The sequence below is a fragment of the Dysosmobacter segnis genome (assembly GCF_014297285.1).
In the GTDB taxonomy this organism is placed as follows: Bacteria; Bacillota; Clostridia; order Oscillospirales; family Oscillospiraceae; genus Oscillibacter; species Oscillibacter segnis.
In genome coordinates, this window is the sequence record NZ_JACOQI010000018.1 from 1 (window position 1) to 24762 (window position 24762).

Sequence of the window (24762 nt, forward strand, 5' to 3'; positions counted from 1 at the left end):
AACAAGAAATACATGAACATGAAGCACTTGGAGGCGGCTTTGGACGACGCCTCTATTGCCGGCTGACTTCACTCAGCCGGAGCCTGCAAACAATTTTGCGCATAAATCTTGACGGAACCGTATTTTTTTGCCGCACTTACCGCATCTGCTGGCTGATGACCCCACCGATGGTATCGGCGGCATCCTGCTTCATCTGCGCCGTGGCATGGGTGTAGGTGTTCAGGGTGAACCCTGCCGAGTAGTGGCCCAAGGCACCGGACAGTGTTTTCACGTCCACGCCGCTTTTCAGGGACAGCGTGGCGAAGGTGTGCCTGAGATCATGAAACCGAATGTGCTCCGCGCCGATGGCTTTCAAAATTTTGTCATGGGTTCTCCGGAAAGCGTCCGGGTCATACATGGTTCCGGTCTTGGGCGACGGGAACAGATATGGGTTGCGAGGGTGCTTTTTGTGCTCGGCAATTAACAGGTCAACTGCCTGCTGCGGGAGGGCCAGCGTTCGCACGGAGTTGCGAGTTTTCGGCGGACTGACCACCAACTCCCCGTTGATTCGGTTTACCTGCTTTGTGATAGAAAGCGTTTTGCTCTCCGTATCCAAATCCGTCCACTGGAGAGCCAGCAGCTCCCCTCTCCGCAGGCCGGTGGTCAGCTCCAGATAGAAAGCGGCCAGCAATCCTCGTTTTTCCGCTTCGGCGAGGTACAGGCCGATTTTCTCTTGCGGCAAGATCTTCATTTCTTTCTTTTCAAGCTGCGGCAGCTTGCAGCCTTGGGCGGGGTTGGTGAGGATCAGCCGTTCGGCCACCGCCTGCTCCAGGCAGTTGTGCAGCAGCGTGTGAACGCCTCGCACCACTCTGGGGCTGAGGCTTTTGTCCCTGAGTTCAGGAAAATTTTTGCGCTGGACTCGTCCAGTTTTCTGGAGGTTGTTGTAAAACCGCTGGATCTGAATGGTGGTCAGCTTGTCCAGTGGAACGTCCCCAATTCCGGGAACGATGTGATTTTCGATGTAGTTGGTGTAGTACAGTTTGGTATTCGGGCGGATTCTCGGCTCGGCGTAGACCTCGTACCACGTCCGCACCCACGATGCCACTGTGTAAGTCCCGGCTTTGGATACATCCAGCCGCTGACTTTCGCTGATCGCGGCTTTGAGTTTCTCCTTGACCTCGGCCTGCGTCTTGCCCAGCACGTTCTTGATGATGCGCTTTCCAGTCTCTGGGTCATAGCCCGCGGTGTAGCGACCCTCCCATCGGCCGTCCTTTCTTTTTCGGATATTTCCCTCGCCGTTTGCTCGTCTTTTTGGCATGGTATCAGCCCCTTTCGACAACGAACAATACCGTAACTAAGGGAACAAAGCTACCGAAAAACGGAATCGTTATCAGAACGTTATCATTTGAAGGGGATGCCCTATCTTTGTCTATGGCGGCGCAATTTTTGCGCTGCCGGAGGCATTCTTCTTTTGTTACAGCGGTGCGATTTTTGAACGGTCAAGAAGCCCTTTCATTGACTACAGCGGCGCAAAATATACACGTTTTCCTCCGAAAATCGCCGCTATGCAGAAATCACTTTTTTGAGCGGTAAAAAACGGCGATTTCCTCAAACGCCTGCGGAACGGTCACCTTGAAAAGTCCGCCGTCACGGGGGTCTGATGCCCCTCACGTTCACCCAAGACTGCGAAAACGCCCGCCAAGGTGCACCTTAGACTGCGGTTTCAAAACCTCGGAAAGCCCCGCACTGCGGGGCTTTGTGGCTGAGAGGTGCCCAACTACGGGCACCTCTCTTTATCTTGTACTAAAATCGAACGGCCTTCACCGCTCGAAAAACCTTCCTGGAAAGTTCGACTTTTCGCCAATAGACACTCCCGCAAATATCGCCAAAAAGTTACCGCCACAACGCTGCCCCAAACCGCTTCTGATCGCGTTTTTCAACTTCTCGCACAAACGGCCCACGTTCGCTTTCGCGAGTGAAAGTGGGCACACACTCGGCTCTCGGAGAAAGATCGCACACAGCGGATCACACGGCGAAACACGGGGCGTTTCAGATGGGGGCGCTATCTCTATCCGCAATGCTCTCCGGCGTGGCCTTCCTGCTGATGTTCATTGAATTCCCCATCCCGGCTCTGATCCCCTCCTTCGTAAAGCTGGACGTGTCCGATCTGCCGGAGCTGTTGGCCGCCTTCTCTCTCGGCCCTGTCTACGGCATCGTGGTCACCTTCCTGAAGAACCTGCTGTTCTCCGTGCTCCACGGCACCTCCTCCGCCTATGTAGGTGAGCTGTTTAACTTCGTGATGGGCAGTGTCTTTTCCTTCTCCGCCGGTTACATCTATTCCCGGAATAAGTCCCGGCAAATGTCAATAGGAAAGTGTAACAAAACGAAAAAATATTTTTAGACGGTCTGCAAATAGCCCTCAAACAGCTGCCCGGCAGAGGCCCAGCCCAGCAGTTGGCGGGGGTATCTGTTCAGCCAGCTTTCCACCGCCTCCACGTCTTTTTGGGTGACCTTATCAAAGTTTGTTCCCTTGGGGAACTTCCGCCGGATCATCTGGTTTTGTTTTTCGTTGCTTCCTCGCTCACTACTGCAGTATGGGTGACAGTAATATGTCCGGGTGCGCTTGCTCTCACAGCGTTTATATACGGACCGTTCGATCCCGATATAGTCCGCAAACTCGCTTCCGTTGTCCATGGTAATAGATTGGAATACCTGCGGGAAGCGGGTGCCCCATTTCCGTTCCATGGTGTCCAGCGCACGGACGACGCTGGCCGCGGATTTATCGCGGATCAGGCGGATCACCTCCATGCGGGTGACGCGCTCGGTCAGCACCAGGAGGCACTTATGCCCGCCCCTGCAGGAAACCACCAGATCCATTTCCCAGTGGCCGAACTCCTGGCGCCCGTCGATCTCCGGCGGGCGCTTTTCTATGCTCTCACCCTTTGGCTGCTGTTTCGCCCGCTGGACGTGCTTGGTTTTCTTCTTCCGCCGGGAACCCTTGAACGGCAGCGCCTTATTGGTCAGGCGGAGAAAAACGCCCTTGTCAATATAGGCATAAAGGGTTTGGCGGCAGATCCGCGTTTCAAAGCTGCCGTACTTTTCCGGGTTGTTCTCAATCTCATGCAGGGCTGCCTCCGGGCTGTAATTGTCGTCAGCAATCAGCGCCTCCAGGGTTTCGGCGTACCGGCGATCACTTCCAATTTTCAGGGGGCCGCCCTTGGCCGCCATGTTGGCCCGGTAGCGGGCTTGTGACCGCTCCGGTATGTACTCGGTCACTTCGATATAATCCGCGTTCATGTAGGTGTATGTCCCGCGTTTGATCTCGCGGCAGACGGTGGCGGCGCTGACGTGCAGGGCCGCGCCGATCTCGCGCATGGTGGCGCCCTCTTTTCTCATTCTGGCGATCTTGTTCCGGTCAAACTCCGTCAGGTGCTTATATCCTTTCATGCCCGTGCCCTCACTTTCAAAAAAATATGGACGGCGCGGTGCATACAGCACTCCACGCCGTCCTATTCTTTGCCCAGCAGCCAGTCCACGGAAACCTCCAGAACGTCCGCGATCACCACCACCTCAAAGTCAGCCACAAACCTGCCGCCGTTTTCGATCCTGCTTATCACGTCCCGCTCCACAATGACACCAGCCAGTTGCAGACGCCGGCAGAGATCAGACTGTGACAGCCGCGCCCGCAGGCGGGCCTCCCGGATCCGGTCACCGCATATATTTCTTTTCCCGTGGAAATCATACGCTTTCATGGGCAGCCCTCCAGGCGCGTGGTAATGTTCAGCAGTTTTCTTGATATTAACACATAGGTTTCCACGAACCCGTGTTAATAATCAGCACCGAAAAATATTGAACACTCTGGAGGGCAAACGCCGAAACGCCCCCGGCGCTGTGTGCGTCGGGGGCTTATGCTTTTTATTCTCCCAGGATCTCCGCCGCCAGGCTGTCCATAGCCTTTTCCATGAACTCGTTAAGGCTGAACCCAGCAGCTTCCGCCGCTTTCTGGTATCTCTCTTTTTTCCCTTTCTTCACAAACGGGTAAAGACGCTCATAATTCGCGGCGTTATACTTGTTCTTTGCCTTGGTCGCCGCCGTCCCTGTTTTCTTTTCCATGGGATCGCCTCCTTTTTCTGTATTGTATCAGATTATTTTAACTTACGCAAGTATATAATATATACAAACTCACGCAAGTATATTTGTGCAGTATTCCGTCTTGCTTTTTGTCTTACGCAAGTATATAATAATAATCAGAAAGGGGGTGGTTGATATGGCAAAGAAAAAACGCCGACGGCATAAGCCGACGGCGCAGCCCAACAGGTTGCAGGTCTTGGCGGACACAATCCTGGCGGGCACAATCTCCGGTCTGATTACAGCGGCAATCCTCAAATTGCTGAACTGGTAACAGACAGAGGGGCGGGGGGTAACCCCCGCACCCTCAATATAAACGAAACCCACTAAAATGTCAATAGGAGGGCAGCGCATGAAATACCTGCTTTTTGTGGCCATATTCGTGGCGGTTTATATTCCGGTTCGCTACGGGATCCGGCTGCTTCGTAAACTTTTCAATGGGAGGAAATGAGAATGGGGAAAATGGAAAAAGCGGCCCCGGCTGTTACGCTGGAGGTGGTCACGGTCCCGCTGGCTGACGGGCGGCGCGGTGTGGTGTTAGTCCTCACCGATGAATACAGCAGAAAAACAGTCATGCGGGCCATGCCTGCCAGTATGTGACCCGCAGAAGAACCCCGACGCCAGGGCGGCGCCGGGGTTCCTTTTTTATTCTGCTGCGGTGGCCTCCGCCGCGTCCGCCGGTTCCTCCAATGCGGGCGGCGTGGTTCCGCCGGTCTGCTCCGGCGTCCCGCTCGTTTTGCTCAAAACCAGCTTGGACAGCTTGGAAAAAACGTCTTTCGCATACAGCACATAGGCCGTCACCATGGCCAGGTTGGCGGCTGTTGCCACGTTGACCGTTTCGCCGTCAATGTCGATTGCCACAATATCGGGGTTCAGGCGTCCCGCTACATAGAAAGCGACGAAACAGGCGGCAATAATGATCCCCTTAATGACGCCGTTCCGGCATTTGATACGGTCGAAAGTACCGTCAAAAAGGGCGTTCAGGCTGCCCAGCACGACGTTGACAGCCACCAGAAGAACCAGGCCAATGGCCAGGCGGATAATAGTCTGTTCCATTTTTACCTCTCATTCCTGCCCAGTGCTGTCCTGGCCATTTTCGTGGCACCGCGGAAATGGGCAGCTTTCGCATTGGCTCCGATCACAGGGGATCGAACCGTCCCAGCGTACCAGGGCCACCAGCCAGGTGACCACAGCGGCCAGGGAAAGCACCCAGGCCAGCACCTTGAAAATAACCATTTCAGCACCTCCGGCAAAATTATTTGTTGATGGTGATAACCTGGCCCACATGGATCAGGTTCGGATTTTTGATCCCGTTGTCTGTTGCCAGCTTGGCCACGGTGGTGCCGTACTTCGCGGCGATACGGGAAAGGGTGTCCCCGGCCACAACGGTGTACTTGACGGCTCCGCCGGGCAGGCGGAGGACCTGGCCCACACGGATCAGGTTCGGGTTTTTAATGCCGTTGATCTCCACCAGTTTGGCCACGGTTGTGCCGTACTTCGCGGCGATACGGGAAAGGGTGTCGCCGCTCTTTACGGTGTATGTACCCGCCGCCTGGGTCGTCGGTTTCGTTGGCTTGTCCACCGTCCCGCCGGACGTACCGCCCAGTTTCCGGGCGATCATGTCAAAGTCCGGGGTAATGAAACCGCGGATATACCGCCCGTTCACTTTCATGGTGCGCTTGCCCACCTTGCCGCCGTTCATGTTTCCCTCTGTGACCACAAAGGTGCCGCCGCCCACCTTGGTGACAATGCCAATGTGATCCGGTGCGCCGGTGTTGTCGGTGGTGGCGTAGTTGGCCCCGTCCTGCCAGTCGTACACGCAGGCGTCGCCCACCTTGGGGGTGTATGCGTCGTTCTCCGTCCAGATCCCTTTTTTCTTGGCGATCTCGACGTACTTTCCCACGCCGCACTCCGTCCCGGTGTACTCCGCGATCCCTGCCTTGATGTACGCCGCGGAGGTCGTGGTGGCACAATGGGCGTCACCCACCTGTACGCGGTAACCTCTTGCCAGCGGCTTGTGGTTGTTGTAGATGTTCAGGATCTCCAGGTGCTTGGCGCTGCCTCTGGTTGCTCCATTCCATGCGTTGATAATGTCCGCAACCTTTTGGCGCAGTTCGTTTCCGGTCATAATGTTTATACCTCCTCACAGGCCCGCGTCCGGTGGTTCTCCGGTGCCCGCGGGCGGTTCCTCCGGGGCAGGCTGCGGCCCGCTCCCGCTCGTTCTGGCGGCCTCCGCCGCCGTGTCCTTGTTCGTCTTAATCCAGCCCATGACGCCGTTTTCCAGGCCGCACACGCCGAACACGCAGCCGGTCAGTGTGGCAGGCTCTGATCCGGTGTGCCAGAAAACCACCAGATCGGCCACCGTGTACGCCACCAGGAAAACCGCTTCCAGAACCAGGATCCTGTCCATGGTGCCCATTTTCTTTTTAGGCGGCTTCCGTTCCTGCCGCAGCGTCCGCAGACGCTTCCGCAGGTGCTTATACGCCAGCCGGGCCACGAAATAACCCAGGAGGGCACCGGCAGCCCACGCCGCCGCGGCCACAATAAAGATTTTCACGGCTTCCTCCCATTACAAAAAATCGTCCGTTTCCACGCACTCGCGGTAAACGTCCAGGATCCGCTCCGTGGTCACTCTGGTTTTGTTGTTCTTGAAATCCTTGTGATCCTTGCAATAGATTTCGTAGGCGTCAATATCGGCCAGGATCTGCTCAAAATGTTCCTGACTGTGCCGGGTGCCGTGTTTTACTTCGTCCCCGAACCGTAGGATCCGGTAACGGCAGTTTATGGCCTCCTGCTCTCCGTCCGCTTTCCTCATGGCCTGCACCTCGGTTTCCAGCCTGTCCACCTTGGCGATCACTTCGCTGTTGATCTTCCGCCCCAGCCAGGCCAGGAACTTGGAAACGGGGTTGATCTTCACCGGGGTAATTTCGATAAACACGGACACCAGCGCCACCACGGTGACGCCGCCAGCCAGCGCCTGGCCTATGCTCACGGTGGACAGCGTTTCAATTAGTTTTTGCACGGATCCACCTCCCCCATGGCGGTATCGTAGTCCCGCCGAACCGCCGCCATTTCCTCCTCATACCGGAGGGCGTCGCGCTGGCCCAGCTGCTCCGCCATGGCCTTGGTGATTTCGTTCTGGCGGTCAATGATCCCGCAGAGGTCCGCCACCAGCTTCATATAATCCATGGCAGCGTCACCTCCTCGCACCGATCAGCCCGGCGACGTGTTCCAGGTCTGCCATGTCCGCCTCAAAAAAGGCATGGCCCCACAGCCAGAAATCCGCATGATCCGGGTGGCGTAATTTCTGCGCCTCCGGGTCGCTCCACAGGAGATCCCAGCGCATTTGATGGCCGGCGTCTTTCCGCTCCAGCTTGGCCGTGATGGCGCCGATCAGGGCGCCGCGGGCTTTCCCGTTTCCGTCGTCATTTCGTGCAAAATAGCGGTGTGCGCTCTCGCTGGTGACCGCGCACAATGGGCGGCCATTATGTACCAGAAACCCGTCCACAGCGTCCACAGGCGTACCATACCGGAGGTTTACGGGGCCGTTGATACTCACAAACCGCGCTCTTTTTCTTACGATGTAGGCAGCGCCCACGGCTTACACCTCCGTCCACCCGTACACACCAGGCTCCCACACGTTGCTGTCCACAGTGCTGGTCCAATGCTTGCCATTGTGCGACACCTTGGCGTCCTTGCTGTATGCGTCATGTGCGCCAACCGGCTGGGACCATTCCGGCCATTCCTCCGCCGGATCGGAAACCGTCGTCCAAAGGCTTGCGGTTTTGTCCGGCGTCCAGTCCGCTTGTGACGTATGGGCCTGAACGCATTTATACAGCTTCCCGTCCGTATATCTGCGGATCTGGCCCACGGTATAGGCCACCGGCACCGCCCACGGCGCGAAAAGGTCCGCGTGTTCCGCCGCCGTTGTGGCGTCCACGCTTCCGGCCTCCGCCATTGTGACGAACACGATCCCCGTAGCGTCTGCCGCCTTGGCGATCTCCACTCCCGCGTCCGTTTCTTCCAGCATGACCGTGATTTCTGCCCCCGCCATGTCAGGGCGTCCCAGGAGGTGGTAAACGGTGCCGTTGTGCGCGATCCCCGTGGCCTCCGCCTCCGGGCACAGCACGAAACAGCCGTTTTCCGCCTGCTTGATGTAGTTGGGGGCCTCGGTCATGGCCACGGTCGCCCCGTCTTTTGTGATCTTGAACATGGTTTACACCTCCGTTTTGAAAATCGCATAAAATAGCCGCCGCAGTTTCAGCACCCTGCCGTGATCGTTGAAGTTCTCATAGTAGGAAATCGGTGTTTGCAGCCATTGGGCCACCTGCTCCACCGTCATTTCACCGCTGGCCACACGCGCCTGGAAAAGCCGCAGTTTCCGCCGCGCCCGCTTCATGCCGTCCCGGCAGCCGTGGATCTTCACGGCGCCGGTGTTCGTCACCTGAAACTTTGCTTTGCAGAACCGGAACGGTCTGGAGAACGGAACCACCTTTGACTTTCCGGCGTTGACCTGCAGGCCCATGGCCTCCGCGTGGCCGATCACGTCCGCCGCGGTCACCTCCGCCGCCTGTTTCGTCGGCAGAATGGTGTAATAGTCGTCCATGTAATGGGCAGCACCATGGATCGAAAGCTGGGCTTTGATCCGGTTGTCCAGGGAGGACGGCAGCGCCACCATTTCCTGCTGGCTTGGCTCCACGCCCAGCGGCATACCCACGCCGCCCGGCACAGCTGCCACCACCAGATCGGCCAACTGCCGCAGGTCCGGGTTTAGGATCATGCCCCGGTGCCGCTCATACAGCAGCGCGTGGGGCGCGTCCGGGAAAAAGTGGTGAAAATCCATCAGGAACAGGGCGCCCTCCAGGCCATGCTTGCGGTAATGGTCCCGCAGGTGCTTGGCCAGGCGTCTGTAATGGAAATGCAGGCCGCCGCCTTTCTGGCTGGCTTTGTTGTCGTAGATCATACTGGGCACATACAGCGGCACCAGCACCTTTTTGGTCAGAACCTTATAAACCTGCCGATCCTCAATGTGCGGCGCGTCTATTGGCCGAACCTTGCCCCGTTCTTTCAGGGTGAAATGGGCGGTTTTGCCCGGCTTCCATGTTCCATTTAGGATCTTGCGCCGGCGCTTGGCGGTGCCGGAAAACAGGTGCATTTCAAACCGCTGTGTGCTGGCTTTCCACCTCACGCCGTTGCAGCATTTCCGGCCATAGAAAAACATGGCCCGGTAACTGAAAACTTCCTCAATCGGCCCCAGGGCGTCGCTGCGGGCCTTTCGCTTTGCCTGCCGCCTTGTCTGGCGGCGTCTGTAACGCGCCTCGCGGCGCTGTTCGCTTGTCATAGAAAAGTATTCGCCCTCCGTACAGTTGTGGTGTTGGTGTGCGTCTAAACTGCTTCGATCCAGCGCATGAAACGGGGTTAGCACAATACCCCCGCCATGCAAGCAGCGTCCGCGCGGGATCATCAGCGGGCAGTTTCAGGCTTTCGCCAGGGAAGTATCTTTCCTTTTACATGGGTCCGGTTCACGTTCGTTACTGCATTTGACCCAGCTATGCAAAATCAGGGGGCCAGCGCCCAGGAATTGTTGGCGTTGTTATTGTTGGCGCTGCCGTCGGTGTTGACAAGGCAGAAATTGTTGCTGTTGCTCGAATTGACGGAACGGCACCACGCATTGGCCGCCGTCAGAGGGGAAAGCCGCCCTGCCTCCCGGCGCGTTTTCAAAGATACACCCATAAAAATGACTTATTTCCGCTTCCTGTCGCTCTCCAGGATATTCCGCAGCAGGGTGTCCTCCCGGTCTATCAGTTCGCCCAGGCTCTGCGCCATGCGGTCCAGCTTGTCCATGGCCTCCTTGGGTGGGACCGTCTTTCCGCTGGGCGCCGTAAAGCACCCTTGCGGGTTCTGGTACATAACCAGATAGGCGTGGGTCAGGCGCACGTCCAGCGCAGAGAGGGAGGCCAGCGCCTCCAGCAAATGCGCCTTGCGCTGGGCTTTGCGCTGTTCGTCCGACGGGTATATTTTGTTGGCCTTTTCGGTGTGGTCCATGACCTCACCGGCCAGCTGCGCGGTGCCCTCTGCAATCAGCCGGGAATAACGGGCGGAAAGCCGCGTCAAAAAGCCCACCGTTTCCACATAAATCTGGTTTGCGGTGTTCACATACTCCGCTTTGCTCACGGTCCGCTTTTCTTTCAGAACTGACATTCTTTCACCTCACGGGTTTTCTTCCTCTGTCCGGGTTTCCCGCCCACTTCCGTGGGCGGGATTTTGCCGGATATGCTGCGGCGATTAGACAAAAAAGCAGGGGGCCAGCGCCCAGGAACCGTAGGCGTAGTGATTGATGGCGCTGCCGTCGGTGCCGACAAGGCAGAAATCGCTGCTGTTGCTCGAATAGACGGAACGGCACCACGCATAGGCCGCCGTGCCGGTGGCGTTGTGCTTATAATGCACCTTGCTGTTTCCAGCCTTGTAATAGTCATACTGGGCCTGGTAATTCTTCTCCGCGCTGTTGGCGTAGGACCTGGCCCCGTGGTATTCAAACTCCGAAAGCAGCGGTAACAGATCCGTGGTGCTGGTGACATAGCTGGCGGTGTCACTTCCGCCGCCGGTGTTGTCGCTGTACTTGGTGGCCGGCTTCATAACCGCCCGGAGATCCGCCGGCAGGGCTGCCAGCAGGGTATTGGCCGCGGGGCTGGTGGCGCTGGCGCTGTTGCTGCCCAGCACGGTCTTTCTCATGTGGCTGTTATTCCACCCGCCGCTGTTCGTGTATGACGTGTTCATGGTAAAGGCGCCGGTGGTGCTGGTACTGTTTCCGTAATTGCCGTCTACCAGGCCCACCAGGGTGCCGTTGATCTTGCCAATCTGGAAATGGATCCGGTTGCTGCCCTCGCGGCTGGCGTTGTGGTTGAAACCCAGGATAAACACGGAAATGGCCAGATTGGAGAACGTCGTGGCGCCCACCTTGCCGTTGATCGTGATCCCCTTGGCGTCGCCCACGCTCCAGTAATTGGACCCCTTTCCGGCGTCGGACACGGCGCGGATCGTTGCCCAGCTGTTGGAGGCCAGCGTGTTGGAAATGCTGGTGACCGTCACCGGGGTGGTGGTCGTCTTGGTCACGCCGCCCTCGGAATAGCTGACAGTGACCGCCGTGGTGTTGGCTGCCATGGTGGTGGGGCTGCAGGTGTAGCCGGTGACGGTCTTTTTACTGCCGTCTGCCATGGTAGCGGTGACCACCATTCCCGCGCTGTTGAACGTTTCGCCGGTGAAATAGGAGGTTTTCGTGGGTGCGTGGGTCACCGCGATACTGGAAAGGTAGTTGCTCACGGTAATGGCCTGGGTGCAGGTCTTACTCACGCCGCCCTCTGCGTAGGTAATCGTGATCGTGGTATTAGACAGTCCCAGGGCGCCGGTGGGTGAATAGGTCCAGCCGGTCACCACGCGGGTGGCGTTGTCCGAATATTTAGCGGTAATCACCATTCCGGCGCTGCTGAACTTCTCCCCGTACTTGTAGGCGGTTTTCGCGGGTGCCGTCGTCACGGAAATGCTGGACAGGGTGCGGATCGTGATCGCCTGGGTGCAGGTCTTTGTGACGCCGTTTTCCGTGTAGGAGATCGTCACCGCCGTGTCCGTCTTGGAAAGGGCGCCGCTGGGGGTGTACGTCCAGCCCGTCACGGTCTTTTTGGTGCCGTTGGACATGGTGGCCTCAATCACCATTCCGGTGGCGTCGAAACTCTCACCGATGTAATACGCGGTTTTGTTGGGTGCGGTTTTCACGGAAATGCTGGACATTTCCAGGACCGTGACCGCCTGGGTGGTCGTGACTGTCACGCCTGCCCGCTGGTATTTGATCGTCACCGCCGTGGTGCTGGCTGCCATAACGGTGGGGCTGAACGTGCAGCCGTCGGTTACGTCCTCCGTGGTGCCGTCGGCATAGGTGGCTGTGACCACCAGGCCGGTGGGGTCGAATGTTTCCCCCACGTTGTAGGTGGTTTTCGTGGGTGCGTGGGTGACTGCCACGCTGGAGGTAATCACCAGATCCACGTTGTACTGCATGGCGCCGGTGACCTCCACCACGGCGCTGGCCGTGTGGCCGTTCAGGGTGGCGGTTACCTCCCAGGTGCCGGTGTTCTCCGGCAGGGAGAACTTGGTGGAACCCACGCCGTTCAGGGTGGTTTCTCCGTCCGTGCAAACCACCGCCGCGCCGGCGCAGGTCGTCACGTTGATACTGGCAGACTGGACGCCCAGGGCCTCCTTTAGCTTTTTCAGCGTGACCTTACGATTTTGCCCGTCAGCACCGGAGAAAAACGGAACCGTGTCCGTCAGGGCCATGGCGTTGCTTTCCGTCAGCACCTGGGTGGGCTGCTGGTAGTCCACGCCCGGCGTGGCCTTGGTCACGGTGTGGTTTCCCTTTGCGTCCTGGCCGCCTTTCAAAATGCCCTTGGCGGTGATCGTGTCCTGTTTCTTTTCCAGTTCTTTGTTGATCTTCTCAAACAGGGCATTATGGGCGTTCGCGTCCTTGTCGTGCTCCTCCAGGTCCGCCTCCGACACCAGCACCTGCGAACTGGACAGGGTGCAGGACACTGTGGAGGCGTCGCCCACGATAATGGGCACGGTAATGTTTTTTTCCACCGTTTCCACCGACGCCACGGGGATAAAGTCCGCCGTGTCATAGGCGTTTTGGTAGCAGTAAAGAATGTCGTGGCTGCGGTCATTGGGGTAATCGGGATCCGCCGCAAACACGCCGATCTCGCGCCAGTAAAAACCCTCCTCCAGTTCTGCGTTGGAGAAATGGCCGGACACGTCGGCGTACTGCTCCGCGTTGTTTTTCACCGCGGCGTCAATGGTCACCACGGCGCTGACAAGAGCCGTCATAGCGGAGATCGGACCGCTGATTGTGCCGTTGCCCAGTTGAATGGTTGTGAATTTGATCCCCTCACCGGCCATATTCCTGTAATACAGGTTTTTGCCGGCGTCTGTCAGTTTCGGGGCCTGAAACATGGCTGATAACCTCCTGTTACATAGTCGCCCTTTGCAGGGTGATAAAATCGCCCGTGTGGATCCAATGGCCCACGAATACCTCCGCCGGAGGTGTGGACAGATCCAACACGATTTCGTCCAGCCAGGCGGAAAGGCGCTTGACGGTGCCCAGCACCCGCTTGAACTCCTCCACGTCGTCCGACGTAATGGCCGGGTTCGTGGTGTATGCCTTAAAGTGATAGGGTTTCCCGCCGTATTCCCACCACTCGCTGATATGACCGGCCTGGAAAATGGTTTCAATGATCCGGTTCACCGCTGCCGGGGTGCCCATCTGTGCGTAAAACAGCAGGCTTTCCGCGATCAGGGTTCGCTTGACCTTAATGGAAAAGTTTTCGTCATAGGACGGGGTACGCAGTTCCACGGCCAGCAGATCCAGCACCTTTTCCGGCACAGCATAGATCGCCGCATAGGTGCGGGCGCCGTCGGCATAGGCCAGCAGCTTCTCCACCTGCCTGCCCACGGCGTAGGCAAGCGCCTGGATCTCCGGCTGCTCTGCCAGGTTCTCCGGCATAATGTCCGTGAAGCGGCTGCCGGAAAGTTTAATCATCTTCCAGCCCTCCATACGTCACGGTGGCCGATCCGGTCAATGCTGCCACCTTGGTGGCGGCCACCGCCGCGAACGTCGGCGCGGTCACGGTGACACGCTTGGCGCCTGCCTCCATGACCATGGCGGCCAGTTGCGACGGGTTCACGTCGCGGCCTATGGTGCGCTGCCAGGTTTTATATTCCTCCACGGCCTGGGCCACCGCCGCCTGGATTGCCACCGCTCTGGCGCTGTCGCTGCGGTTGATGTAATACGTCAGGTTAATGCTGTATGTGACCTCCTCCGGGGCTTTCACGGTCAGCTTGTCCGTCATGGGGCGGATCGTCTTGCCGGAGAGGTACGCCTGCAGGCCGGAGATCATGGCCGCGCCCGGCTTGGAACCGTCGGCCATGATGAAAACAATATCCACCTGGCCCGCTTCGTGGTCGCTGGTGGCCACCACGTCACCAATGGCGGCGTTGTACTTCTTGGCGTGGTACAGGTATCCGTCCTCCGGGCCTGCCGTAGAATAGGCGCCAGGGGCCAGGTAAACCCGCTCCGCCAGGCTTTCGTCGTTCTCCACGTCTGCGCCGCCCTCCGTGGTGTTCTGGTTCACGGCGCTGGTAATGTAGGGAACGGGATCCACGATGGTGGACACCTCGCCAGGCGCCAGTCCGTTGCCCGCGTTGCCTGTTGCGGTACACTCCGCCAGCACGTCCACCGTCAGGCTGCCCGCCGGGATCTCTGCGTACTCCATCGTGCTGAAATAAATGGAACCGCTGGAGGAAACCCTGGTGCCCGCCGGGATCGGTGTGGCCAGCGTCCTGGTGGCCGACGCGGTAAAGCGGATCGTGGTCGTGGCCGCCTTGGCCGGTTCTCTGGTAACGCCTTTCAGCAGCGCCAGATTGTCCAGGAACTCCGAATAGGAGTATTTCAAAAGGCTTTGCTTGCCCGCTCGGTCAACGTACTGCATGGCTTGGTAAATCTGCGCCGCCGCCGAATACAGGATCATGCGGTGGACAGAGGCGCGGCCCAGGGACACCTTGCTGCCCGTCGCTTGGAGCATGAACGCCTCAAAGTCTGCCACCATATCCCCGCGCACGTCGTCAATGGTCTTGTTGTCGATGAAAGACACGTCCGGGGTGTTCTGAATTGCGGAAATATCAGGCACTTGTTATCACCACCTTGGGAAAAAGTTTTCCGGTGTTGCCGCCGGTCCAGGTCACTTCCTGCACCCGCACCTCCGGTATGAATTTGGACACCTTTTCGGTGACCTCCGCCGTGTAAAGGCTCTTTGCGGCCTCTGGCGGCATATCCACAAAATCCATGTTCAGGCCGAAAGCCCGATCCAACGGCATGGTGCCCTCCCGTGTGGACAGCAGGAGGGCCAGCTGCCGATCCAGTTCTGCCAGCCAGTCCGCCGTGAACGTATATTCCAGTTGGAAATTGAAAAGGTCGTTTTCGTTCATGCGTATTCCTCCAGTGAAATGGTCAGGGTAGCCTTGGCCAATTCTCCGCGGCTGTAAACCTTGTCCCAGGCTTCACTCGATCCTGTAACGCGGAACGGACGGCGGCCCACCAGTCTGCCGCCGATCACCAGGTACTCCGCCGAACCTCTTTCCACCATGCGCTCCACCATGTCCAGGATCCGCCGCGGCTTCACGCCCAGGGCAGCGGACAGGTGAATGGTCAGGCTTATGGTCTGGAGGCCAGGCCCTAAAAACTCCGCTTTCGGCTTCACGCCTAAAACTTCGTGTTCGGTCCAGCGCCCGGAAACCTCGCGGCTCATGCTCTCAAAGGTCAAAACCCTGTTGTCGCTCACCTCAAAAATGATTTTGCGCCCCAGCGTTCCGATCATGTGTAAATCGCCTCCTTACGATGGCCCGGAGGTTCCGCCGCCCATGCTGTCCGTGTGGGTGTGGTTGTCCAGGGAAACCCCGCCGGCGGTCACGTCGCCGCTGACGGTCACGGTTCCGTCAATCACCAGCTTGGCGGCCTTGATGGTCATGGTGCCGTCCTTATAGCGGATCATGGCCTCACCCGGCGAACGGGCCAGGTCTTTGCGGTAAAGCCCTTTGGAACCCTCCGGGGGCTTGTTCTTTTCGCTCCACGGTCGTCCCAGGACCACGCCCGCCTCCGTGCCGTTGGAGAGGTGAAGCACCATAACCATGTCGTCCACCTCCGGCATGAAATACTCCGATGAAATCAGGGGAATGGGGGCGGTCACGGCGTCGTCCTTTTCGTGGTACACCACGCGGACCGTGCCCGCGGCGTAATCAACGGCTGAAATCTTTCCCAGCCGGATATTGTTTTCCATGCGTTCCTCCTCGCGTCATTCCTCCACCAGCGACATTTCCAGGTCCATGGTGTAGCCGCCGGATCCGCTGACGCTGTGGGTAATGGTGTCAATGTAATACTTGCCGGACAGCTTCCCCAGGCCCACCACCTGGACGCATTGGGAGGCCACCAGGGAGGCGTTTCCCACAATGGTGGCGGAAAGTTTGGTCTTTCCGTGGTTGGCCTTGGCCACCGCCGCCTTGATCTTCCGCTCCGCGTCGGCCTTGCTGTCGGCCTTGCCGCTCTGCTTTAGGATCCGGCTGCCCTTGCCCACGGTCACCTTGATTTCCTTTTCCGTGGCCGGGCTGGTGTATGTGAACTCTCCGCCGGTGTAGGTTCCGGCCTGATCCTGCTGCCATGACCAGGATTTCATACTGGACGGGGACAGCACCGCCGCCGCGCCCTTTTTCTTGTATGCCTCCCGGTCATACACCACGATCTTTTGGGCGTAGACTTTCATGGCCAGCCCGTAGGTGTTGCACAGGTTCATGTAAAATTCACAGTCGGTTTGTTCCGATTGCTCCACGCTCTTGATCGTGAACGGGTCGCCCTCCACGTCCCAGGCCAGCGCGATCCCGGCGCGGCCTGCGATCTCGGTTCCGATCTCCTTTATGGTCACGTTTTCCCAGGTCTTTGTCCGCTGGGTGGTGGTGAAACTGCTGTCCAGCGGCGTGGAGATTGCGGAAATGCTCCCGGAAACCGGCCAGCCGGAAAAACTGAAACTGTCCACGATAAAGAAACCGCACGGCAGGATCCGGTTGTCCCCGGAATACTGGCAGTTCAGCGCCCGGATCGTCGCGGCCAGGGTGTCACCGGCGACGGGGATCCATGCCCCCGTCCACCGGCGATCCCGGTCTTGCAGCGTAATGTCCAGGCTGTCCGCCTCTCCGCTTGCCGGATCCGTGTATGAAATATCCGTCACGAAACCGGAAATTTCCGCCGTGGCTGCGGTTCCGTTGTAAATCAGGTCTACATACGCCCGCCGTGTATTCATACCTTGCTCCTCCAGATCGGCAGGTCATTGGCCGCGGTCTGTTCCGGCGGGGCCGGGGTCTGGAGGACCACCCCGGCGTCAAACACGAACGTGTCCAGCAGCGGGAAATTGTTTTCCATCAGCCAGCCGGTGTATTCTTCGTCGCCGTACACCTCATAGGCGATTTTGTCCCATACGTCCCCCTGCTTGGTGGTGTAGGTGCTTTCCATGGTGTGGTCCTCCTCTTATGCCGGGCTGAATTGCTTGCGCTTCTCCTCGGCTTTCATCTGCCTATACAGTTTCTTGAACTCCGCGAAACTGATCCGCCCGGCCTCCTCGGCCTCCTCGCGGCTCGGCGTCCCGCCGTAGAAATTGAATACCGGGGAGAAAACGACGGTTTCACCGCCGCCGCCCGTTCCGCCGCCCGGTGTCGGCTTCGGCTTCGTCCATTCGTCCAGGAGGGCCGCCAGCTTGGACAGCGGCAGCACCGCCTCCGGCTCTCCGCCCTCACCGATCTGCGCCAGCGTGGGCGCCGTGGCAATACCACCGGCAGCCAGGGCGGGGATCGTCGGAATGTTAAAGCCCAGGGTTTTCCCGCCGACGCCCGGAACCCAGTCCGGGATTGTCACGGAAATGCTGTTGATCTTCTCCAGCACCCAGTTGATTGCGGAAATAACCCCGTTTATTGGGGCTTTCGCCAGGTTCACGATCATGCCAAACACGTTTCCGAAAATGGCCACGATATTGTCCCAGGCGGCGCTCCAGTTGCCTGCAAATACGTTCTGCACAAAGTCAATGATATTGGCAAAAATGGCCTTGACGTTTTCCCAGGCCGCCGAAACACTTTCCCACCACCCGCTCAAATAAGCGGACAGCAGGGGGAAATTAGACTGGAACGCAGAAACCAGGTTCGCCACGGCCTCGGAAACGCCGGTCTTGATGTTTCCCCATACCTCGGAGATCTTCGCGCCCAGTTCCGCAGCCTTGGCCTTGATCTTGTCCCAGTTCTTATAAATCAGGATCCCCGCCGCCACAGCCAGGCCGATGGCGGCCACAACTGCCAGCACGGGAAGATTTAGCGCCGTCATGGCGCCCGCCAGGGTAAAGGTGCCCGTGGCGCTTGCTGCGGTGACCACTTTATACACGGCCATAACTGCGTTGTAGGCGGTGATCGCCACTTTATACGCCTTGTAGGCCGCCACAGCGGTGGCAATACCCGCCGCCAGCGCCAGGATCAGGGTGCGGTGTTCCGAAATCCATTTCACCGCGGTTTCCGCCGCCGGAATGATGGTTCCGGTCATGTAGCTGCCGATCTTCTCCAGCGCCTCCGAAACCACCGGCAGGGCCGCCTCCGCGAACTCCCGCACATACGGCAGAATGTTGGTGCCCAGCTGCGTCAAGAAATTGGCGCCCAGGTTTTTAATCATCTGAATGTCATATTTCAGGCTGTTGGTCTGCCGCTCAAAGGCGGTGTTTGCCGCGCCGGTGGCCTCGTACATTTCCGCCGTCTTGCTGGTCAGGTTTTCGGCCTGGTTGCCTGCCATAGCCAGCACCGCGGTTTGTGCCTCCACAGAGGAGAACAGGCCAGCAAACGCCAGTTCGTTGCCTCCCACAGCGTCCTTTAGGGCGTCCAGAGATCCCTGCAGGCCCTTGCTTTCAAGCAGCGCTTGGCCGCTTTCATAGCCCATGTTTTTAAGGGCAGCCTGCATATTCTTGGACGGGGAGAGGAACGCCTGCATTGTGGCTTTCATTTGCGTAACCACTTCCGCCGTGGAACCTGTAACGCCGGTCAGCGTGGCCATGGCGCCCCATAGCTGTTCTTGCTCCAGCCCCAGGGTACTGGCCAGGGGAATGACCTTTCCCATGCCTGCGGCCAGTTCCGGGAAAGAGGTTTGGCCCAGTCTTACGGTGGCAAATGCCAGATCCGCCGCCTGCTGCACCGCCTCCGCGGAGGTATCGCCGTAACCCTTGGTTACGGCAGAAAGTAGGTTGATACTGTCCGTCGTGGTCGCGTTTCCCGCCGCCGCGGATTTTGCCGCGGTTTCCAGAATGGCCGCGGCGTCTGCGCTGTCACCGAAAGCGGAAACCACCTGATACATTCCGTCCGTCAGGTCAGCCGTGGCCACGCCCGTGCGGTTGGAGATTTCCAGAACCTGATCCCCGATTTCCGCCGTTCGTGCGGCCACCTCTGCCTCCGTGCCGGTCAGCAGCGTGGAAACGTTGGCCAGCTGGGCCTCATACTCCGCCGCGGATTTCACCGCAGCGGTTCCCAGGGTCGCCACAGCGGTGGCGGCTGCTACCATGGCACCGGCAGCGATCTTTCCCGCGGTCTTTGCCGTTTTCCCCAGCGCAGCCAGGTTCTTGTCTGCGGTGCTGCAGGCGGTTTTCAGGGAACCGTCCACCTTGCCGCCGATTTTCAGCATTAACTCATACGTTTTATTTTTGCCTGCCATGTTTTGCCACCTCCTCCGCGTACTGCGTCACCGTGTCCGCCAGTTCGTTCAAGTCCGAAACGGACAGGGCCAGAAGATAATCCAGCCCTGTCCGCAGTTGTATGGACAACCCGACGCAGGCCCTGTTTATGACGGCGGGCGTTAGTTGTCCCCAGCCCCGCCGTAAAGAAAACCCACGACAATGCCTTTCAGCTTGATTGCCTCCTTTGCGGGGAGGCGCTCGAAAAACTCCAGCGGCAGGTGGGCGACGCGGGCCGCCATGAACTGGGCGTATTCCAGCGTCATTTCCACGGTTGCGGGGTTCGCCGCCGGGTTCTTCTTCGTCACGAAACGGCCCACGGCCTGCAGGTCTGCCGCCGTGGTGTCCTCCAGGCCGGACAGGTCCACCTCTGTGTACGTCTGCCCCTCAAAGGTGAAAGGCTTGTCCAGCTTCATAACCAGGGCGTTTTCCTCCGCCGCGGTGTTTTCGTCATTCTCCGCCAGCAGGGCGGTGTCCATTCTCTTTTCGTCGCTCATGTCAGCACATCTCCTTGATCTTGGCCAGAACGTCCACGCCGTTGACCTTGTAAACCTCGTTCAACTTGTCCAGTTCCACCACGGTCTTGCCGTCCACCTCAATGAGAATGTAAAGAGTGGTCAGCGTGATCTTAGTGTCCATGGAACTGCCTGCCTTGACCTTGCCGGTGGTCAGCTTTCCGCCGCGGCCACGAACCACCACGCGCATGGGTCTGAACTCAATATCGCCCTCGGTATTGGTGGTCTGCTGGGCGCCGCGGATCTCCAGCTGCACGGCCTTGGTCATGTCCATCATATCGGCGGTTTCCTTGTCCAGCAGGCGGAACGGGATTTCCAGTTCCTGATTGCCGAAATAGCCCACGGTGGGGTCGTCGATCTCACCCAGGATCCCGGCGCCGGTCACGGTTTCGCTGGACGGCTCAAAGTCCGGCAGCGTCATTTCCTCACCGACACCCAGCAGGCGGTTTCCCTTGTTGTAGACGTTGTAACGGTTGATCTTAGTGGGGATCGTGTTCATCTTTATTCACCTCCGATTGCGCTTTCCAGGGCGTCCACGTCATACTCACGGATATTTTCGATATATTCCGCGGGAATGTACGGGGCCAGGTAGGTGTGTACGGTCAGGTGGCCGGCCAGCAGGTTGGTAACGGGGTTTTCGTCGCTGCGGAACTCCACGCGATAACCGGCGCAGTAGTCGCGGGCAACGTAGCCGTTGCCGATAATGTTCTGGCTGTCCACGATAGACTGGATCAGGCGCTTATTGCCCGGCTTGTCAACTTTCTGGAAATAAGTCTGAATGAAATTATTTCCGTCCCAGTCAAAGAAACGGCGCACGGCCCACCAGCGATCTTTCGGATCCGTGGTGGAGGGATAGGCCGCGGTGTTGTTGCCCCAGGACTTGAACCCGTTGGCGTTGATCGCGGTAATGACGCCGTTGGCGTTCAGCACGTCGTTGGCCTGCTGCTGATCCAGCGCCACCGTGGTGCCGTCTTTCAGAACCGTGGCGGTGATCCGCAGGTCCTTATTGGACGGGCTTTCATAGGGCACATCTGCGTTGTTGGCGTCCGTGTAGGCCGTCAGGGCGGCAAACATGGCGGAGAAATAATATTTCTTCTCGCCCACGGCCACCATGGGCCACAGGGCCGCCGCATGGGCGGAACTGGCGCCCAGGGCTTCCTTGGCGCCCTTTACGCTGGTGTAAACCACCGCGCCGTCGCTGTCCGCGGAAATGTCCAAAAGGCAACTGCAATTAAAATTGCCGTTGATGTTCTCGGTCTTGGCCTGGAGGGCTGCCGCTACGGTGGGGGTGTGGCTCCAGCCGGGTGCCAGGATCAGGCCGGGCACCATGCCCAGGGTGGGGTAAATCTGGCGGATCAGTTCCAGTCCGGTTTCCTTTCCCGTGGCAGCGTCCACGCCGCCCACAATGTCGGCAGCGGTCACGCCGGAGGGTTTCAGGCTGGTGCTGCTCACGGTCAGGCTGCTGGCCTCCTTGGCCGCCGTGGAAAGCAGCGTAATGGCCACGCTGCCGTCGTCCTCATGTGCCGCCTCGTAGTCGCTGCCGGCCACCAGGGTGGCGCTGCCGTTCTTCACGGCCAGGGTGTTCAGCAGCACATATTTCTTGTCATACAGCACCACGCCGTCCACAACGTCGCAGCTTTCCGCCTGGTTCTGCGTGACGTGGGCCGCCTTATTGGGATCCAGCACGTTCACCAGGATAATGGGCGCAACGTTGAAAACCTGGAAACAGGCGCTAATGCTCTGGCAAAGGGTGAAGTTCTCGAAATCGTCCGAATAGCCGACAGCCTCCACAGCCTCCTTGTAGCTGTAAACCAGCTTGGGGGTGTTGACCGCCGCCGCGGGGTCTTTCGCCAGGTGAATGGGCGCCGTGCCGAAAATGACCTGCAGGCCAGCGCTGCCCTGAATGGGTACGGTCAGGCTGGTGGCCTGCTCGGTGTTATATACACCGTGTTTGTATGCCATGTTGTTCTACCTCCTGTTTAGTGTTTGACCTGTACCAGACGATACAGGCGGGAAATATGCCCCGTGCCGCTCCGCAGGTTCTTCATGGCCTCCGGTAACTGCTCCAGGGGCACCACCAGGCCCTCCATGGCCGGCTGCTTCACGATAGCCTCCGCCAGCGCGGTGGGGATCCCGTTGGTGTATGCGGTGTACTGCTTCGCCACGCCCGGAATGGACGGGCCGCAGTAAACCACAGTGGTGGCCTGTTCGGCCTTTTTGGGTTTCGCCATTATGTTTCTGGCACCTCCTTGAAAATCGCCGGCGCGTAGAACGGCAGCCCCACGGCGGCGAAATAATACGGGTGTGTGTCCTCCTCCTGGGTCGCCCACCGGATCGGGTGCTGTGCTTCATAGCGGTTTGCCACGATCCCGTCACGTTCGTAATGCCTCACGATCTCGTTGACAATGTGGAGGGCGTCGCGGTAGCCCTGGCGGTTCGGGTCCGGGTCGCACACGCAAATGACCATGACCACGTTTACGGTCTGCCGTGCGTCCTGCGCCGTCACCTCTCCGTCCGAAAGTTTCACGGCCACATAAGGCTCCGGCGGCGCTTCCGCGTCGGTTTCTTCGTCGTCACCCTCACGAATGGGGAGGCCCTGCGGGACGATTTTCACCGCCCGCTCGACGCCCAGGGAATTGGTCAGGGTATAGTGGGAAAAAAGCTGTTTCAGGTCCTCCACAATGGCGTCCTGCAAAAACTCTTGTGTCACGCGGTTGCGCCTCCTTGACTTGTTTCCGTTTGTCACTTATAATTGCGGTGTGGTAATAATCAGCATAATGTGGTAATAATCAGCATTGGAGGAAATAGAAATGGGAAAGCCTAAAACTGTCATAACTGAAAACGGGGCCGTTTATCAGCTATCAGATCCCAGCGCCCTGCGGTTGGTGTATAGAATTGTTGGCGTGGCTTTGATCTTAATGGGGGCTGTGCTGACGTTGATTTCCCCCGCCGGTGTAGCTTTCGCGGCGCTCGGTTTGGCGCTTGTCTTTTGGTTGCCCAAAAAGATCCAGCCGGCAAAGAAATTTCTTCGCTTCACCGGTACGCCATGCGCCGGAAATTGCACGTTTGGGCATTGGGATCCCAAAGTACACACCGGGCAGGCGCAACTTGAACGCTTTGAAAAAGCTGTTCATCAGCCTATGGCCATACTGTCCTATAACGCCCAAAATGGTTTTGCGGAAATAAAGGGATCTGGTTCCGACACCTATATGACAAGCCTTGATGAATGTACTTGCCCCGATTTCGACAAACGGAGTAAACCGTGCAAGCACATATATTTCCTTGCCCTGCAAATGGGATATACAAGCGACGATTTTTATTCCTGCTGATCTCCAGCGGCTCCTATATGGGGCCGCTTTTTCATGCCCTTGCACCTGTCAGCTGCTCGATCCGCTTTCCGATTTCACGCTGCAGGGTTTCGTATGCCAGGGCCTCCGCCTCCGCTCTCACTTCCTCGTTTCCCATCATGTGGGGAACGGCAGGCGAAAGCAGCTTTTTGACGGGGAGGCGTTCCGCGCCGCGCCGCTGCACAATGGCGGTGTGCCCGGATCGGAACGTGGTAATAAACGCTTTCAGGCCGCCCGCCTCCAGCGGTTTCATGGCCCCGCTGTTCAGGACCTTTGCCGCCGCCGCGGCTGTGTCCGTGTTCGGCTGCGTCATAAAGTCCATAATGTCCCGCATGGGGCCTTTGGCCAGCACGGCGGCCTCCAGGGTGGAGGCGCTGGCGGAAAGGATTTTGCTTTCTGATTGCAGCGCCTTTTTCTCTTTCAGCGCATACCGGCCTTTGCTGTCCTTTATGATTTGCCGGCGTACCTTTCTGGCGGTGCTGTTCAGGGCATTTTTCAGCACGTTGGGCGCCCCCAGCTGCTGGGGCAGCGTTTTCAGCTGCCGCATGACCCTGGCCAGTTCTTCGTCGGTGTCGATCCGCAAAATGCTTTGATCGCTCACGATCTCACCGCCTCCAGTTCAATGGCCAGCACTCCGGCCTCCTCGGTGCAGGTTTTCACCTTGTACGCCTTGCCGTCCAGCGTCAACACGACGCCCTGGGCGGGGCGTGGGCCAAAATCAGCCTTTGCCACATAAACCAGGCGCCGGGCCTTGTATGTGCCCTCCGTCTGTGCGGCCATGATCTTGGCCTTGTCCCGCTCCAGCAGTTCGTTGTCGTCCACCACCGCGGCCATTTCCTTACCGTTGACCGTGTGGGTGTCCGCGAACTCCAGGCAGTTCAGGAATGTGGTGGAAATGTCCGCCGCGATCTGTTCCTTGAACGTAGGGGCGCCCATTACTGGGCACCCCCGCCGTTATCCGCAGCAGGCGGCACAATGGCCGCCGCAGGGGTCTGGACGATAGCCGCCGCCAGGCGTTCCACGATCAGCGCCTTTGCAGCGCCGCGTGGGAGATCCACGCCCATGTCCTTGGCCAGCTTTTTCAGGTCGTCCTTGTTCATTTCTTCCAGCTGTGCAGGATCCAGGTGGCCCTCCACCATGTCGGTGCTTTCACCGCTATGGTTGCCGTCGTGGTTCTCCTGGCTCTCCTGGGTGCCCTCTGCGGCGTCTGTTACCTCCTGGGTGTCCTGGGTGGTGTCGGCGTTCTCGGTGCCGTCCTGGCCGCCGTCAGCGTCCTGCGGGGGCATTGTGGCCTCCTCCACCGCGTCGTCGGTCATTTTGGCGCTTTCAGCGGAAAGCCACGCCTGCACCATGCGCTTGTCATAGGCGGGGAGGGTGTCGCCCGCCTGATACATACGCCCGCCGTACAGGATCGGGCGCTGTGCTGTCAGTCGCTTCATGTTCCTTTCCTCCTGG

General features: G+C 58.6%; 37 protein-coding genes. 4 read left to right on the forward strand and 33 right to left on the reverse strand.

Annotated elements, in window-relative coordinates:
- Positions 1–136: 136 nt before the first annotated feature.
- A complete protein-coding gene (locus H8Z83_RS14435) occupies positions 137–1297 on the reverse strand; it encodes a tyrosine-type recombinase/integrase (RefSeq protein ID WP_187015689.1) in 1161 nt (386 codons plus the stop codon).
- A 735-nt stretch (positions 1298–2032) separates the two neighbouring features.
- On the opposite strand from H8Z83_RS14435, the gene H8Z83_RS14440 reads away from it, so the two are divergent.
- A complete protein-coding gene (locus tag H8Z83_RS14440; RefSeq protein WP_187015690.1) occupies positions 2033–2380 on the forward strand; it encodes an ECF transporter S component in 348 nt (115 codons plus the stop codon).
- Here the strand turns inward: H8Z83_RS14440 and H8Z83_RS14445 are convergent.
- From H8Z83_RS14445 to H8Z83_RS14455, 3 genes are all read right to left on the reverse strand, one after another.
- A complete protein-coding gene (locus H8Z83_RS14445) occupies positions 2377–3426 on the reverse strand; it encodes an IS30 family transposase (protein ID WP_187015691.1) in 1050 nt (349 codons plus the stop codon). The genes H8Z83_RS14440 and H8Z83_RS14445 overlap by 4 nt on opposite strands.
- A 62-nt stretch (positions 3427–3488) precedes the next feature.
- A complete protein-coding gene (locus H8Z83_RS14450; protein WP_187015692.1) occupies positions 3489–3731 on the reverse strand; it encodes a helix-turn-helix domain-containing protein in 243 nt (80 codons plus the stop codon).
- 163 nt (positions 3732–3894) lie between these two features.
- On the reverse strand, positions 3895–4092 hold the full coding sequence (locus H8Z83_RS14455; RefSeq protein WP_187015693.1) for an antitoxin: 198 nt from the start codon (positions 4090–4092) through the stop codon (positions 3895–3897).
- Positions 4093–4246: 154 nt separating this feature from the next.
- On the opposite strand from H8Z83_RS14455, the gene H8Z83_RS19930 reads away from it, so the two are divergent.
- Positions 4247–4381 carry a hypothetical protein gene (locus tag H8Z83_RS19930; RefSeq protein WP_256435348.1) on the forward strand — a complete coding sequence of 45 codons (135 nt, stop codon included), beginning with the start codon at positions 4247–4249 and terminating at the stop codon, positions 4379–4381.
- 179 nt (positions 4382–4560) lie between these two features.
- Positions 4561–4707, forward strand: a complete 147-nt coding sequence (locus tag H8Z83_RS14460; protein WP_187015694.1) for a hypothetical protein — start codon at positions 4561–4563, stop codon at positions 4705–4707.
- A 45-nt stretch (positions 4708–4752) separates the two neighbouring features.
- Here the strand turns inward: H8Z83_RS14460 and H8Z83_RS14465 are convergent, their stop codons facing one another.
- The 26 genes from H8Z83_RS14465 to H8Z83_RS14585 form a co-directional block, all read right to left on the reverse strand.
- Positions 4753–5163, reverse strand: coding sequence for a hypothetical protein (locus H8Z83_RS14465; RefSeq protein ID WP_187015695.1), 411 nt, complete (start codon positions 5161–5163; stop codon positions 4753–4755).
- Positions 5164–5172: 9 nt separating this feature from the next.
- Positions 5173–5343 carry a hypothetical protein gene (locus H8Z83_RS14470; protein ID WP_187015696.1) on the reverse strand — a complete coding sequence of 57 codons (171 nt, stop codon included), beginning with the start codon at positions 5341–5343 and terminating at the stop codon, positions 5173–5175.
- 19 nt (positions 5344–5362) lie between these two features.
- Positions 5363–6235: a LysM peptidoglycan-binding domain-containing protein gene (locus H8Z83_RS14475; RefSeq protein WP_187015697.1), complete on the reverse strand. Its 873-nt coding sequence runs from the start codon at positions 6233–6235 to the stop codon at positions 5363–5365.
- A gap of 15 nt (positions 6236–6250) precedes the next feature.
- The gene (locus H8Z83_RS14480; protein WP_187015698.1) at positions 6251–6664 is read right to left on the reverse strand and encodes a hypothetical protein; all 414 of its coding nucleotides are present in this window, start codon (positions 6662–6664) and stop codon (positions 6251–6253) included.
- Between the two features lie 12 nt (positions 6665–6676).
- Positions 6677–7129, reverse strand: coding sequence for a hypothetical protein (locus H8Z83_RS14485; protein WP_187015699.1), 453 nt, complete (start codon positions 7127–7129; stop codon positions 6677–6679).
- Positions 7117–7296: a hypothetical protein gene (locus tag H8Z83_RS14490; RefSeq protein ID WP_187015700.1), complete on the reverse strand. Its 180-nt coding sequence runs from the start codon at positions 7294–7296 to the stop codon at positions 7117–7119. The genes H8Z83_RS14485 and H8Z83_RS14490 overlap by 13 nt, the downstream gene beginning before the upstream one ends.
- Positions 7297–7303: 7 nt before the next feature.
- Positions 7304–7666, reverse strand: coding sequence for an isoaspartyl peptidase (locus tag H8Z83_RS14495; protein WP_207732068.1), 363 nt, complete (start codon positions 7664–7666; stop codon positions 7304–7306).
- 42 nt (positions 7667–7708) lie between these two features.
- Positions 7709–8320, reverse strand: a complete 612-nt coding sequence (locus tag H8Z83_RS14500) for a carbohydrate-binding protein (RefSeq protein ID WP_187015702.1) — start codon at positions 8318–8320, stop codon at positions 7709–7711.
- Between the two features lie 3 nt (positions 8321–8323).
- A complete protein-coding gene (locus H8Z83_RS14505) occupies positions 8324–9448 on the reverse strand; it encodes a reverse transcriptase domain-containing protein (RefSeq protein WP_187015703.1) in 1125 nt (374 codons plus the stop codon).
- Positions 9449–9666: 218 nt separating this feature from the next.
- Positions 9667–9840, reverse strand: a complete 174-nt coding sequence (locus H8Z83_RS14510) for a hypothetical protein (protein WP_187015704.1) — start codon at positions 9838–9840, stop codon at positions 9667–9669.
- Positions 9841–9849: 9 nt separating this feature from the next.
- Entirely contained in the window at positions 9850–10308 is a 459-nt protein-coding gene (locus H8Z83_RS14515; protein WP_187015705.1) for a hypothetical protein, read from the reverse strand.
- Between the two features lie 84 nt (positions 10309–10392).
- Entirely contained in the window at positions 10393–13101 is a 2709-nt protein-coding gene (locus tag H8Z83_RS14520) for a bacterial Ig-like domain-containing protein (RefSeq protein WP_187015706.1), read from the reverse strand.
- A 16-nt stretch (positions 13102–13117) separates the two neighbouring features.
- A complete protein-coding gene (locus H8Z83_RS14525) occupies positions 13118–13687 on the reverse strand; it encodes a phage tail protein I (RefSeq protein ID WP_187015707.1) in 570 nt (189 codons plus the stop codon).
- The gene (locus H8Z83_RS14530; protein ID WP_303193654.1) at positions 13680–14834 is read right to left on the reverse strand and encodes a baseplate J/gp47 family protein; all 1155 of its coding nucleotides are present in this window, start codon (positions 14832–14834) and stop codon (positions 13680–13682) included. The genes H8Z83_RS14525 and H8Z83_RS14530 overlap by 8 nt, the downstream gene beginning before the upstream one ends.
- The gene (locus tag H8Z83_RS14535) at positions 14827–15132 is read right to left on the reverse strand and encodes a hypothetical protein (RefSeq protein ID WP_187015708.1); all 306 of its coding nucleotides are present in this window, start codon (positions 15130–15132) and stop codon (positions 14827–14829) included. Before H8Z83_RS14535 ends, H8Z83_RS14530 begins: the two co-directional genes overlap by 8 nt.
- Positions 15129–15521 carry a phage tail protein gene (locus tag H8Z83_RS14540; RefSeq protein ID WP_187015709.1) on the reverse strand — a complete coding sequence of 131 codons (393 nt, stop codon included), beginning with the start codon at positions 15519–15521 and terminating at the stop codon, positions 15129–15131. The genes H8Z83_RS14535 and H8Z83_RS14540 overlap by 4 nt, the downstream gene beginning before the upstream one ends.
- A 15-nt stretch (positions 15522–15536) precedes the next feature.
- Positions 15537–15980: a hypothetical protein gene (locus tag H8Z83_RS14545; protein ID WP_187015710.1), complete on the reverse strand. Its 444-nt coding sequence runs from the start codon at positions 15978–15980 to the stop codon at positions 15537–15539.
- Positions 15981–15995: 15 nt separating this feature from the next.
- Positions 15996–16994, reverse strand: a complete 999-nt coding sequence (locus tag H8Z83_RS14550; protein ID WP_187015711.1) for a phage late control D family protein — start codon at positions 16992–16994, stop codon at positions 15996–15998.
- Positions 16991–17203: a tail protein X gene (locus H8Z83_RS14555; RefSeq protein WP_187015712.1), complete on the reverse strand. Its 213-nt coding sequence runs from the start codon at positions 17201–17203 to the stop codon at positions 16991–16993. The genes H8Z83_RS14550 and H8Z83_RS14555 overlap by 4 nt, the downstream gene beginning before the upstream one ends.
- Before the next feature lie 15 nt (positions 17204–17218).
- The gene (locus tag H8Z83_RS14560; RefSeq protein WP_187015713.1) at positions 17219–19426 is read right to left on the reverse strand and encodes a phage tail tape measure protein; all 2208 of its coding nucleotides are present in this window, start codon (positions 19424–19426) and stop codon (positions 17219–17221) included.
- Positions 19410–19535, reverse strand: coding sequence for a hypothetical protein (locus H8Z83_RS19935; RefSeq protein ID WP_256435349.1), 126 nt, complete (start codon positions 19533–19535; stop codon positions 19410–19412). Before H8Z83_RS19935 ends, H8Z83_RS14560 begins: the two co-directional genes overlap by 17 nt.
- Positions 19536–19567: 32 nt before the next feature.
- A complete protein-coding gene (locus tag H8Z83_RS14565) occupies positions 19568–19942 on the reverse strand; it encodes a phage tail assembly protein (protein ID WP_187015714.1) in 375 nt (124 codons plus the stop codon).
- Position 19943: 1 nt separating this feature from the next.
- Complete coding sequence (locus tag H8Z83_RS14570; RefSeq protein WP_187015715.1) at positions 19944–20459, reverse strand: phage major tail tube protein; 516 nt, start codon at positions 20457–20459, stop codon at positions 19944–19946.
- 2 nt (positions 20460–20461) lie between these two features.
- Positions 20462–21922 carry a phage tail sheath family protein gene (locus H8Z83_RS14575; RefSeq protein WP_187015716.1) on the reverse strand — a complete coding sequence of 487 codons (1461 nt, stop codon included), beginning with the start codon at positions 21920–21922 and terminating at the stop codon, positions 20462–20464.
- 17 nt (positions 21923–21939) lie between these two features.
- Positions 21940–22191, reverse strand: a complete 252-nt coding sequence (locus H8Z83_RS14580; RefSeq protein WP_187015717.1) for a hypothetical protein — start codon at positions 22189–22191, stop codon at positions 21940–21942.
- Positions 22191–22670 carry a hypothetical protein gene (locus H8Z83_RS14585; RefSeq protein WP_187015718.1) on the reverse strand — a complete coding sequence of 160 codons (480 nt, stop codon included), beginning with the start codon at positions 22668–22670 and terminating at the stop codon, positions 22191–22193. The genes H8Z83_RS14580 and H8Z83_RS14585 overlap by 1 nt, the downstream gene beginning before the upstream one ends.
- A gap of 100 nt (positions 22671–22770) precedes the next feature.
- On the opposite strand from H8Z83_RS14585, the gene H8Z83_RS14590 reads away from it, so the two are divergent.
- The gene (locus tag H8Z83_RS14590) at positions 22771–23289 is read left to right on the forward strand and encodes an SWIM zinc finger family protein (RefSeq protein ID WP_187015719.1); all 519 of its coding nucleotides are present in this window, start codon (positions 22771–22773) and stop codon (positions 23287–23289) included.
- 31 nt (positions 23290–23320) lie between these two features.
- On the opposite strand, the gene H8Z83_RS14595 is transcribed toward H8Z83_RS14590, so the two are convergent.
- From H8Z83_RS14595 to H8Z83_RS14605, 3 genes are read right to left on the reverse strand one after another with little or no spacing between them, the layout of a single operon-like run.
- Entirely contained in the window at positions 23321–23908 is a 588-nt protein-coding gene (locus H8Z83_RS14595) for a hypothetical protein (RefSeq protein ID WP_187015720.1), read from the reverse strand.
- Positions 23905–24243 (reverse strand): hypothetical protein, encoded by a 339-nt coding sequence (locus tag H8Z83_RS14600; RefSeq protein ID WP_187015721.1) that lies wholly within the window; start codon positions 24241–24243, stop codon positions 23905–23907. The genes H8Z83_RS14595 and H8Z83_RS14600 overlap by 4 nt, the downstream gene beginning before the upstream one ends.
- The gene (locus tag H8Z83_RS14605) at positions 24243–24746 is read right to left on the reverse strand and encodes a hypothetical protein (protein ID WP_187015722.1); all 504 of its coding nucleotides are present in this window, start codon (positions 24744–24746) and stop codon (positions 24243–24245) included. The genes H8Z83_RS14600 and H8Z83_RS14605 overlap by 1 nt, the downstream gene beginning before the upstream one ends.
- Positions 24747–24762 lie beyond the last annotated feature (16 nt).

What these genes read in the sequence shown, in the direction of transcription:
- H8Z83_RS14570 (WP_187015715.1), bottom strand. Translation starts at nt 20,459, where the DNA reads ATGAACACGATCCCCACTAAGATCAACCGTTACAACGTCTACAACAAG.
- H8Z83_RS14445 (WP_187015691.1), bottom strand. Translation starts at nt 3,426, where the DNA reads ATGAAAGGATATAAGCACCTGACGGAGTTTGACCGGAACAAGATCGCC.
- H8Z83_RS14510 (WP_187015704.1), bottom strand. Translation starts at nt 9,840, where the DNA reads ATGGGTGTATCTTTGAAAACGCGCCGGGAGGCAGGGCGGCTTTCCCCT.
- H8Z83_RS14435 (WP_187015689.1), bottom strand. Translation starts at nt 1,297, where the DNA reads ATGCCAAAAAGACGAGCAAACGGCGAGGGAAATATCCGAAAAAGAAAG.
- H8Z83_RS14605 (WP_187015722.1), bottom strand. Translation starts at nt 24,746, where the DNA reads ATGAAGCGACTGACAGCACAGCGCCCGATCCTGTACGGCGGGCGTATG.
- H8Z83_RS14450 (WP_187015692.1), bottom strand. Translation starts at nt 3,731, where the DNA reads ATGAAAGCGTATGATTTCCACGGGAAAAGAAATATATGCGGTGACCGG.
- H8Z83_RS14560 (WP_187015713.1), bottom strand. Translation starts at nt 19,426, where the DNA reads ATGGCAGGCAAAAATAAAACGTATGAGTTAATGCTGAAAATCGGCGGC.
- H8Z83_RS19930 (WP_256435348.1), top strand. Translation starts at nt 4,247, where the DNA reads ATGGCAAAGAAAAAACGCCGACGGCATAAGCCGACGGCGCAGCCCAAC.
- H8Z83_RS14505 (WP_187015703.1), bottom strand. Translation starts at nt 9,448, where the DNA reads ATGACAAGCGAACAGCGCCGCGAGGCGCGTTACAGACGCCGCCAGACA.
- H8Z83_RS14470 (WP_187015696.1), bottom strand. Translation starts at nt 5,343, where the DNA reads ATGGTTATTTTCAAGGTGCTGGCCTGGGTGCTTTCCCTGGCCGCTGTG.
- H8Z83_RS14475 (WP_187015697.1), bottom strand. Translation starts at nt 6,235, where the DNA reads ATGACCGGAAACGAACTGCGCCAAAAGGTTGCGGACATTATCAACGCA.
- H8Z83_RS14575 (WP_187015716.1), bottom strand. Translation starts at nt 21,922, where the DNA reads ATGGCATACAAACACGGTGTATATAACACCGAGCAGGCCACCAGCCTG.
- H8Z83_RS14590 (WP_187015719.1), top strand. Translation starts at nt 22,771, where the DNA reads ATGGGAAAGCCTAAAACTGTCATAACTGAAAACGGGGCCGTTTATCAG.
- H8Z83_RS14555 (WP_187015712.1), bottom strand. Translation starts at nt 17,203, where the DNA reads ATGGAAAGCACCTACACCACCAAGCAGGGGGACGTATGGGACAAAATC.
- H8Z83_RS14525 (WP_187015707.1), bottom strand. Translation starts at nt 13,687, where the DNA reads ATGATTAAACTTTCCGGCAGCCGCTTCACGGACATTATGCCGGAGAAC.
- H8Z83_RS14440 (WP_187015690.1), top strand. Translation starts at nt 2,033, where the DNA reads ATGGGGGCGCTATCTCTATCCGCAATGCTCTCCGGCGTGGCCTTCCTG.
- H8Z83_RS14500 (WP_187015702.1), bottom strand. Translation starts at nt 8,320, where the DNA reads ATGTTCAAGATCACAAAAGACGGGGCGACCGTGGCCATGACCGAGGCC.
- H8Z83_RS14465 (WP_187015695.1), bottom strand. Translation starts at nt 5,163, where the DNA reads ATGGAACAGACTATTATCCGCCTGGCCATTGGCCTGGTTCTTCTGGTG.
- H8Z83_RS14545 (WP_187015710.1), bottom strand. Translation starts at nt 15,980, where the DNA reads ATGGAAAACAATATCCGGCTGGGAAAGATTTCAGCCGTTGATTACGCC.
- H8Z83_RS14580 (WP_187015717.1), bottom strand. Translation starts at nt 22,191, where the DNA reads ATGGCGAAACCCAAAAAGGCCGAACAGGCCACCACTGTGGTTTACTGC.
- H8Z83_RS14520 (WP_187015706.1), bottom strand. Translation starts at nt 13,101, where the DNA reads ATGTTTCAGGCCCCGAAACTGACAGACGCCGGCAAAAACCTGTATTAC.
- H8Z83_RS14600 (WP_187015721.1), bottom strand. Translation starts at nt 24,243, where the DNA reads ATGGGCGCCCCTACGTTCAAGGAACAGATCGCGGCGGACATTTCCACC.
- H8Z83_RS14540 (WP_187015709.1), bottom strand. Translation starts at nt 15,521, where the DNA reads ATGATCGGAACGCTGGGGCGCAAAATCATTTTTGAGGTGAGCGACAAC.
- H8Z83_RS14565 (WP_187015714.1), bottom strand. Translation starts at nt 19,942, where the DNA reads ATGAGCGACGAAAAGAGAATGGACACCGCCCTGCTGGCGGAGAATGAC.
- H8Z83_RS14550 (WP_187015711.1), bottom strand. Translation starts at nt 16,994, where the DNA reads ATGAATACACGGCGGGCGTATGTAGACCTGATTTACAACGGAACCGCA.
- H8Z83_RS14515 (WP_187015705.1), bottom strand. Translation starts at nt 10,308, where the DNA reads ATGTCAGTTCTGAAAGAAAAGCGGACCGTGAGCAAAGCGGAGTATGTG.
- H8Z83_RS14535 (WP_187015708.1), bottom strand. Translation starts at nt 15,132, where the DNA reads ATGAACGAAAACGACCTTTTCAATTTCCAACTGGAATATACGTTCACG.
- H8Z83_RS14455 (WP_187015693.1), bottom strand. Translation starts at nt 4,092, where the DNA reads ATGGAAAAGAAAACAGGGACGGCGGCGACCAAGGCAAAGAACAAGTAT.
- H8Z83_RS14460 (WP_187015694.1), top strand. Translation starts at nt 4,561, where the DNA reads ATGGGGAAAATGGAAAAAGCGGCCCCGGCTGTTACGCTGGAGGTGGTC.
- H8Z83_RS14490 (WP_187015700.1), bottom strand. Translation starts at nt 7,296, where the DNA reads ATGGATTATATGAAGCTGGTGGCGGACCTCTGCGGGATCATTGACCGC.